Origin of the sequence: Herbaspirillum sp. GCM10030257 (assembly GCF_042666555.1) — a bacterium.
Classification (GTDB): Bacteria; Pseudomonadota; Gammaproteobacteria; order Burkholderiales; family Burkholderiaceae_D; genus Noviherbaspirillum.
Map to the genome: position 1 here is coordinate 381,344 of NZ_JBHTDH010000005.1, position 9,543 is coordinate 390,886.

Here is a 9,543-nt window from a genome sequence, read left to right on the forward strand (position 1 = left end):
CAGCGGGAGTATGCGTGTTAATGCTCACGCAATGCACGTCGGTACTGAATCGCTTCAGCCACATGTGCCTTCGTGATAATCCCGGTACCGTCCATGTCGGCAATCGTGCGCGCCACCTTCAGTACCCGGTGATACGCACGCGCCGACCAATGCAGGCGCGTCATCGCGGTGCGCAGAATCTGTTCACCCGCATCGTCGGGTTTGCAGTACAGATCAATTTCCGTTGTCGTCAATGCATGGTTGCTTTTGCCCTGACGCTGCAATTGCCTGTCGAACGCAAGCTCTACCCGATCGACGATCGCGCTCGACGCTTCGCCATTGGCTTGTCGCAGCAACTCGTCATGCGGCAATGCGGAGACCTGTATCTGCATGTCGATGCGGTCGAGCAGCGGCCCGGAAATCTTGTCCTGATAGCGTGCGATCACATCGGGCGTGCAGCGGCAACGATTGGCGACATGACCGAGGTAACCGCAGGGACAGGGATTCATCGCGGCGATCAATTGAAAACGGGCGGGAAAATCGGCCTGTCGTGCCGCGCGTGAAATCGTGATGTGTCCAGACTCGAGCGGTTCACGCAACACCTCGAGCACCTTGCGATCGAACTCGGGTAGTTCATCAAGAAAGAGCACACCGCGATGCGCCAGCGAGATTTCTCCTGGGCGCGGCGTACTGCCACCGCCGACCAGCGCCACGCCGGATGCGGTATGGTGCGGCGCGCGGTAAGGACGGGCCTTCCAGCGAGCGATTGAAAAGCCGCTGGTCAGCGATTGCACTGCGGCCGATTCCAACGCTTCTTCGTCGGTCATCTGCGGCAGGATGCCGGGAAAGCGTTGCGCAAGCATGGATTTTCCGGTGCCCGGAGGACCTACCATCAGTACGCTGTGGCCACCTGTCGCGGCAATCTCCAGCGCACGTTTGGCCTGTGCCTGTCCCTTGACGTCGGCAAAATCCGGATAGACCGGCCTCGCCGGTGCGGCTTCCGCGCGATGGCGGGCAAGACGGGCGCTGCTGTCGCGTGACGCAAAGTGCGCGCAGACCTGCAGCAGCGATTCCGCCGGGTAGATCGATGCATCGGTCACCATCGCCGCTTCGTCAGCATTGGCGCGCGGCAGGATAAAAGCACGCTGTTTTCCGGAAGTGCCACTGGCACGATGCATGGCATACGTCATTGCCAGTGCGCCCCGGATGGGACGTAGTTCGCCGGACAGCGATAGTTCACCGGCAAATTCATACTTGGCCAGTTCGTCGCCGGGCATTTGCTCGGACGCGGCGAGGATGCCGAGCGCAATCGGCAGATCAAAGCGGCCGGATTCCTTGGGCAGATCGGCAGGGGCGAGATTGACGGTCCCGGTAAATGTATCCTACGTGGAATGAGCAATATGGTACTAATCTTATATTCATTCGTATTTCCACATAGAAGACCACTCTGTATGAGCAAAGTAGCTAACAAACATGTCGTGGAAATATTAACTACGCACAAAATGCGAACGCGCAACTATGATCGTGCCGTTGCGTTCGACGTTTCCTCTTTGAATCGCGATTCTTGGTTCAGAATTTTGGCAACTAGATTGAGTGAGCAATCTAAATTTAAAAAAGAGTCCACCTCTGACATTGTCGCCTTGCATTATGGATACCAACTTGCTGTAGCTGATTCTGAATGCAACAAAGTTCTTAATCTGCATCCCGACATAGTTGGTAAAAGTGAAATGCGGCGCTTTTTTACAATCTTTGAACAGAATTTGATAAACAGCGGTAGGTGGTCAAAGTCCGTAAAAGATCGGATTTCGACATATTTTCGAAAGTACGTCTTCGACCTTGCTGGTGCTATCCCATTCAGAAATGAGATCTCCAAACGAACGGTTAGGTTCTCGACAAAAATGTATTTATCATCGCTTCCACGAGCGATGATAAGTGACTTAGAACACGTTTCCTTTGAAGGCACAGAAAGACGAGAACCACTTGGAGCAATTACACATACAACCTTAGACGACCTTCATAAGAAGGGGCGGATTCGAGTCGAGTCAGATTTAAAACTCATTATTGATGCTTGCATTTCTGAGCTAAAGCTTTGGGAAACAGCACGAGAGAAACTCAATCAGCTTTCGAAATTGCGTTTCTCAGCAGATGAAATTCGTATCGGAAAACAGGTAGTCAAATCCGGCTCAGAATCAGTTTTGTCAAAATTCGAAATCACTATATCGCCCGAACGTCGTTTAGGTATATATGCGAAGCTAGCTCGCGAATTAAAAGTCCATTCGTCTGTTGATAAACGTGTATCGTTTCCAACGATACGCACATTGCTGCCGCAGGTACTAGGCCTTACTGTAGATCAACTTGCCGGTGCGATGCCGCGCAACATACTGTTCCTTCCAGAGCGTATGAGCTCTAATGAACTAATAGCGGTATTCGTTTTGCTCCTCTGTTACACGGGGTGGAACTCGAATTCTTTGATTAACCTTACAACTGAACGAATTAAGGAAGGCGGCCGCACAGTCACTCAAGCGGTAAAACAGGCGGAAATCCAAGGTTACAAATCAAAAACTGACGACGATACACCTTCTACGGTACTAGATTCGACTCTTCCTCGTAGCGTGTATGCCATCAACTTACTTCTTTGGAATTTAACTGCGCTACGTCAGTTCGGTATCGTTGAGAAAAACGAACGAAGGCTATGGTTTAGCTACTCGGTCGGAAGGACTTATCCGTATCGAGAGCAATACATTGGCTTTCAAAATGCCTTAGAACATTTCATAAAAAAATATAGGCTTCCGCACTTTAGTTTCGACCAAATTCGAACTCAAGTTCTCTTAGCGGAGCAGCTACGATCAAAAGACGTAGAAACGGTACGACGCATCGCCGGGCATAGCAGCATCTCAACGACAGGTCGTTATCTCGAACACGAATTCATGAAACGGATCAGTTCATCTATAAATCTTGAATTTTCAAGAAGGCTAGAAGCAACGGTTATTTTCCGCATGGGCGCCACATTGGCAGGGAAAATTCCTCATTTCGACGAACGTTATATCGATGAAAAATTGTTAGTGCCAATCGGCGACGGCACAAGCTGTGCCGACCCTAAAACACCGCCATTTGAAGAGTACATAAAAAATGAAATATGTACAGGTACTGCATGTCACCTTGGGGATGGTTGTCCACAACGGAGGATGGTCATCACAAGAACGCGCATCGAAGAGCTTGTTCGAAAGCGAACGTACTATGCCAAGAATTGGGGAAGGTTAATGGATCAGAATGCGTCAGCGTTTGAGAAAATTCATGCTCCAAGCATTCTATTTACTTACGGCTTATACGATTTCTTGGCAAACGGCCCATATGCAAATGTGCTTCGTCAGATCGAAAAACGTGTCAAGGAAACGAGTTGAGATCGAAAGGTAAGAAAACTGGACTCATTGATGATCCACAGGTCATAAGTCATCCAAAAACGTTCGAAGACGACGTACGTTCGCTGCTCGGGCCAGATATTGAGTTATTAAACGGATGGCGAATACAAATCAAACGACTTGACGCTCGATCAGATGAGTCGAATCTGGTCGAATACGATTTGTCAAAATACTGGCTACCACCTAACAACGTATATCCAAGACCGCAAACTCTTACAAGCCAGCCTACCCTTGCCGCTTCGGTGGTGCTTGCTATAAACGAGTATTTGATTCGTGCACGAGCGGAAAAGAGTCGGCATAAACGAGGTGCGATGCTCCTTACAACAATCGTAAAGTTTTTTGAGTATTCGTGGCTATCAAATAGGTATCAATTTAATCAGTGGGAAAAAAGCGATTACCAGAAACTTGCGACGAAGTTGGCATCAGGGGGATGGCAAAGAGCGTTAGATGTTCAACACCGATTTGCAAAATATTGTATCGACGCCTCCAAATCTGACTGAAACTACTTCTTGAAAGTAGTCGTGATGGCGTTCGTCAAGGCTCATTAAACACTGAACGCTTTCAAGCGGCACTTGGTACAAACGTCCGCGGAAGAGAGACCAAAAATTACATATGCGCGATTGATCAAATTCTTAAAGCACGACGAGACGGCTATGTATCTAGCGTGCACATTAACGAAATACTTTGCCAGTCTGGCGACTATGCTCCATCAGCAAGTATGCTGCGTCAGTCATTTGATTGGATAAATCATTTATACGATTTACCTCTAAATCTCGGCGCCAGGATTATTCCCTATCCTACAGGTCACACTTTATCAAAAAAGCTCGGTAAGCCAGTAGGCCGTACTAAGAATTTGGGAGCCGATGAAACGGCACGTATATTCTTCGAAGGTTTTAAATGGATCTATGAATACGGGCCGCACATTGAACTGCTTTTGAGAGAATTATGCGATTCCGTAATCAAGGCATACGGCGAGAAACGCGAGGTACTCGGATACGACCTCGATAAAGTCTTCTTTAACTCCCAAAACAAAGAGTGGTTAGATACAAACCTACCGGCACGACTCGCGGGTATTGACATGGTACGTATTTCCGCAGGAACTCTATCATTTCGATCGTGCCTTCTTTGCTTGTACTCAGCTTGCTTCTTCATAATTGCAACAATGAATGCGCGCCGTCGCGACGAGATTGCTCACCGGAGATTTGGCATACATAGCGGTTACATAACTGTTCGAAATAGGGACATGCGGCTGTATGAAGCTGAGTTTTATATCGAAAAAACGTATTGCGATTACCTTTCATTCTACGTAAATCAGGCTACAGTCGACGCTACTGCGATTTTGGATCGCATCCAAAACGCGTTCAGTGATGTTGATGAGGCGCTCGGACGGCGCAGGAAAAGCGACACTCCTAAAAGAGAGCGCTCGCTTTTTTCCTACCGCAGATTCAGTCGAATTGAGGGGGTCGGCTATGACAGATGTTGGTTCAATTTCGAAACGCGTTCGAGAGGAGCCGCAGCCGACTTTGTAAAATTCGCGCTCGGTGAAAACTCTACTATTGTGCCTACTCCGCATATGTTTAGACGAGGCTACGCGTTGCTGTTCTATTATCGATATTCAAATGCCACACTGCAGTCGCTTTCGCACCAGCTACAACATACCAATCTTAGTACGACACTGATTTATGTAACAGATCCATGGTTTATTGATGACGCCAAAAGCATAGGGCAAAAATTCAAGAAAGAAGTTTCTAAACGTCGGCAAGCGTTCGATCTACACGTTAGCGCCATAAAAAATGAATTCACTACCGTAAGTGATGAACTTCTCATCGAGACGATCCTAGAAATCATTGCTGGCGAATCACTCCTGGGCGGTTACACGCGATTCATTAAATTTGTTTATTCAAGAATGGCAAAGCATATAACCTTTGACGTGAAAGACCTGGCGCAAACAGCTCAGCACCTGGCAGAGATCTTGAGAGAGCGTGGACATTCGCCGCTTCCTATGCGTCACGGGCAATGTATGGCTGGAAGTACTAGGAGTATTCATCTAGCAAACTGCAAGCGCAACACGGAAAGTTCCCTCCATAGAGAAAGAGCGAATGCAGAAACGTGTGGACCTTGCGTATATCACCATTCGAATCGAAAGTATTTGAATAACCTTTATAGCGATCTCGCAAATCTGAACGCACTGGCAAAACAAAATGGAACTGTTGAGGCTCTGAATGCGGAGAGAGATGCCAATAATCTAGAAAGAATAATTGCATTGTACGAGACGAGACTTGGAAAACCTTTAAAAATCGACGGAAGCGACACCAAGTGACCGCGTCGCATACTAATTTGAAGAAAAACGGTGGAGGCATAGCTGCGTTGAATCAGCAGCGCGCAATCCAAAATATTAAGACGAAGATTGGAATCCTCGAGCACTGGGTATCGCAAGGAATTCCACGTCGGTACAACGAGGCCGGTCAGCCAATGTTGAGCAGTGGTCTGCACGAACTTGACTATTTTCCGAAGAGCCTTCGGCAATTTAACTTATGGGACGGCAGCCAAAATTGCTCCGAAACCTTACGAGCGTTCCCCATCTTTAGAAAAAATGCAAATGATACTTTGAGAATCCACACAAGCTTGCGTCAATGCGTGCAAAAGCTCATTGCGGAACTTAGGCGGAAACGCAAAGAGCAAAGTTATATTGAAAAGCCCGATACTTTAAATAGTCTAAGAAGCCAACTTGTAATTGAAAAAGGTCGTCTTAGATTGCTAGAGAAAGAGCTATACAATCACCGTAAACAGATGAAAATTCTTCAAGGTGAAAATCTTCGTTTAACCGAATTAGTTGAACTCGCATCCGAGGAATCTCACAGAGCAATTTCAGAGCTACAAGATGACTTGAATAGCGCTCGAGAACAAAACGCGGCGTTGGTTAGGAGAATACAACAGGTGCTGCCATTGAAAAATCTTAAGCCTTAATCATTAAAGATGAACGTCTTCAGGAAACGTCAAATTCAAGTTTCATGGATGGATGAAGGTGAACACATTGGGTTAACCGCGTATGGTCCGACAGGAGAAGACCTTGTATTTCCGTTGATGGACTACTGTCTGTATCTCTCGACAGTTGAAGCGTTGAATAAAAAAACGGTAAAAGGTGAGACCATTTATGTAAAGCGATTCTTGGAATTTCTGATAGCGGGAGGCATCGATTTATGTAATGCGAGCGACCTTGTTCTTACAAAATTTCGAGACGCAGAATTCAAACGTGTAATGGTGAATGCGAATTCATCAGGGAGTGAGAGGGCAGCTCGTCGAACAGTCAATGCGAAACTGCGCCGTGTGTATTTGTTTCTTGAATGGTTTCAAGATGTTGAGAAAGCAAAGCAATTTTTGATCGGTCCTCTTGGCTGTCAGGTCAAATCTATCTTAGGAAGAAACAAGAGGCCATACAAAACTTCAGACCAAAAGCTACGGTTTTCGAGTAATGATAAGTGGCGGTATCCACTTTTATATAGGCAGGTTGGAAGTCATTCCAAACATCAAACAAAATATATTTCAACGTCTAAGGACGTAGAAGAGCTGACGGCGCACTTTTTGAATAGTTATCCAACCGTTATCGCATCACGAAATATTTTAATATTAGAATTGGCAAATCGAGTTGGCTTGCGACGTTCGTCAATCAATTCACTGCGAGCGGATCAGTTCTCAGGCGAGCAGCTTGAGCGGTCCGACGGCGACCTTTCGGTAGTTCCGGACTCACAAAAGTTTGGTTATGAAAATCGGTACGATATACCGTTTCGACTTGCATATCGCATTGCAGACTACATAGAAAATGTACGTACTCCGATGATGAGGGCGAAAGGCTGGTCTGAACAACAAGCAAAGGGTAGGCTTTTCTTTTCATTCAAAACGGGGAAACCCCTTACAGACAACAGTCTGTCGCAGATATTTGGCAAAGCACACGATAGTCTAGGAAATCATGAACATGGTGCGAATATCCATAGTATGAGACGCAAGTTCACAAATGACCAGATTGAAAACGAAATTTTAGTCAGGAAAGAACAAGGTCTAGATACAAGTGTCGCATCAATAGCGGCGTCGGTATCTTTGGCATTAGGGCATCGAAATGCAGACTCAATTGCGCCATACGTCAGTAGAAAACAGGGAAGGTTTCGTCTGAATGACGAAATGACGCCGAAAGAACGGATAGCTGAATTGGAAATGGAAGTTCAACACCTGAAGGTTAGGCTAGCCGAATCGAAGATAGAACGAACTCGTAAGTTAAAGAAAACGAAATAAACTTTAGCGGTAGTGAACCAGACTCGAACCAGGAGCTCCTGTCTCATTTGCTCTCGATTGAAACTAGTCGAACTTTCGAGTTAGATCGTAAGAAGTCGATCAGGGGAGTGCCTCGATGCTCCAGAGCGGACGCTCAGAAGGTTGATCCTAGATCGATCGGCGACGATACTCCCCGCGTACCTTTGTTGGTAAGCGTCAGGTCTTGGCCGTCTGGACGAGATAAGCAAACCTGTCGATGATGAGCAGCGGGGCACCCATCCGGTTTGTGGCCACAAAGGCTATCGTGGATACAATGATCTGACCAGTCAAATCCGACTCAATCCATACGCATCGTCGCCATTCCGTTGCGATGATGGTCGAATCGAGATCGACAATTCTGCCGCCGAACGCGCCCTGCGTGGTGTAGCGATTGGGCGTCGCAACTATCTCTTTGCCGGTGCCGATTCGGGCGGCGAACGTGCTGCGGCAATCTATTCGCTCATTGGCACATCAAAGCTCAACGGAGTCGATCCGGAAGCCTGGTTACGTCATGTCCTGGCGCACATCGCCGACCACCCCATCAACCGCGTTGACGAATTTCTACCGTGGCACTTTACTAAGCTTGAAGGCTCGCCTGGTCCATTGGCGATGTGACCCCTCGGCCGCCTTTGTTGAGTACATGCAAGTAAATCATCGTGGTGGAAACATCTGTGTGGCCAAGCAGCTCTTGCACGGTCCGGATGTCGTATCCCGACTCCAGCAACTGCGTGGCAAATGCATGCCTAAATGAATGTGTAGTCGCCGGCTTGGTCAGTTTGGCCGCTTCCACTGCGCGCTTGATGGCACGTTGAACTGTTTGTTGATAGATATGATGCCGGCGCACGATACCGGACCGGGGATCGGTGGACTCATGGTCTGACGGAAAGACCCAGAACCAACCCAGTTGCTCGCCTGCTTTCGGATACTTGCGCTCCAATGCATGAGGCAGCATGACACCCGGCCGAAGGGAAGTTCGATCCTCATGCCACAGCAACCGGGACTGTTCGATGTGCTCGCGCAAAGGGGCAACCAGTGACAACGGCAACATTGTCACCCGGTCCTTGCCACCTTTGCCCTCGCGAATGGTGATCTCCCGGCGCTGGAAATCCACATCTTTGATGCGCAGACCCGCGCACTCGGATAAGCGCATGCCAGTGCCATACAGCATTTGTGCAAATAACTTATGTACGCCTGTCATCTGCGCGAACACGAGATTGACTTCTTGAGGCGTTAGAACAACTGGTCGTTTCGGTGGCCGCTTCGGGCGATGGATACCTTCGATCCAGGGGAGGTCAATCTCCAGCACTGATTTATATAGAAACAATAATGCACACAGCGCTTGGGTATGAGTGGAACCAGAAATATGACGTTCGTTGACGAGAAACGACATAAACGCCTGTATTTCAGGTCCTCCCATCTCCTTGGGATGGCGAAGTCCATGAAATCGAATGTACCATCGAGCCCAATACACGTAGGCGCGCTCAGTCCGCAGGCTGTAATGTTTCTCGCGGATACGCATGCGCATTTGATCAAGCAGTTTGGGAGGACGGTCAGCAATGGATTCGGATGAGCCTTGTTTCACGGGAAATTATCACTGTATGAATATACAGTATACTGCCGAGGCCAGTGCAGGCGCGGTTTGCGTCGGATCAAGCCCAAGTGCTTATCAGCCTAAGTCCGTGCTTACCGGCAGAACAAGCCATCTAACTCACAGTTATACCTCATGAACAATCGCACCGACCGACCCGCTATGGCTGCACCGCTGGAGCAAATCCTGAGCGAAGAACTCGCTGCGGGGAATGCAATCGCCGAAGTTTCTGAGTGGCCGCCGAAATGCCAT

General features: G+C 48.0%; 6 protein-coding genes and 2 pseudogenes. 6 read left to right on the top strand and 2 right to left on the bottom strand.

The genetic code is table 11. The features are described from left to right. Positions 1 to 17: 17 nt before the first annotated feature. A pseudogene (locus ACFQUU_RS10655) lies at positions 18 to 1,346 on the bottom strand (YifB family Mg chelatase-like AAA ATPase); the annotation flags it as partial. Positions 1,347 to 1,430: 84 nt separating this feature from the next. On the opposite strand from ACFQUU_RS10655, the gene ACFQUU_RS10660 reads away from it, so the two are divergent. The 6 genes and pseudogenes from ACFQUU_RS10660 to ACFQUU_RS10685 form a co-directional block, all read left to right on the top strand. Beyond that, positions 1,431 to 3,380: a hypothetical protein gene (locus ACFQUU_RS10660; protein ID WP_382246685.1), complete on the top strand. Its 1,950-nt coding sequence runs from the start codon at positions 1,431 to 1,433 to the stop codon at positions 3,378 to 3,380. Next, on the top strand, positions 3,377 to 3,898 hold the full coding sequence (locus ACFQUU_RS10665) for a hypothetical protein (RefSeq protein WP_382246688.1): 522 nt from the start codon (positions 3,377 to 3,379) through the stop codon (positions 3,896 to 3,898). Before ACFQUU_RS10660 ends, ACFQUU_RS10665 begins: the two co-directional genes overlap by 4 nt. Positions 3,899 to 4,062: 164 nt before the next feature. Further along, complete coding sequence (locus ACFQUU_RS10670; RefSeq protein ID WP_382246690.1) at positions 4,063 to 5,718, top strand: hypothetical protein; 1,656 nt, start codon at positions 4,063 to 4,065, stop codon at positions 5,716 to 5,718. A gap of 17 nt (positions 5,719 to 5,735) precedes the next feature. Then, entirely contained in the window at positions 5,736 to 6,365 is a 630-nt protein-coding gene (locus ACFQUU_RS10675; RefSeq protein ID WP_382246693.1) for a hypothetical protein, read from the top strand. A gap of 48 nt (positions 6,366 to 6,413) precedes the next feature. Further along, positions 6,414 to 7,685, top strand: a complete 1,272-nt coding sequence (locus ACFQUU_RS10680) for a hypothetical protein (protein WP_382246695.1) — start codon at positions 6,414 to 6,416, stop codon at positions 7,683 to 7,685. Positions 7,686 to 8,030: 345 nt separating this feature from the next. After that, a pseudogene (locus tag ACFQUU_RS10685) lies at positions 8,031 to 8,318 on the top strand (transposase domain-containing protein); the annotation flags it as partial. Here the strand turns inward: ACFQUU_RS10685 and ACFQUU_RS10690 are convergent. After that, positions 8,281 to 9,285 (bottom strand): integron integrase, encoded by a 1,005-nt coding sequence (locus tag ACFQUU_RS10690; RefSeq protein WP_382246698.1) that lies wholly within the window; start codon positions 9,283 to 9,285, stop codon positions 8,281 to 8,283. The pseudogene ACFQUU_RS10685 and the gene ACFQUU_RS10690 overlap by 38 nt on opposite strands. Positions 9,286 to 9,543: the final 258 nt, after the last annotated feature.

Bases quoted from the DNA above. Each gene is read 5' to 3' on its own strand.
- ACFQUU_RS10660 (WP_382246685.1), top strand. From the start codon at position 1,431: ATGAGCAAAGTAGCTAACAAACATGTCGTGGAAATATTAACTACGCAC.
- ACFQUU_RS10680 (WP_382246695.1), top strand. From the start codon at position 6,414: ATGGATGAAGGTGAACACATTGGGTTAACCGCGTATGGTCCGACAGGA.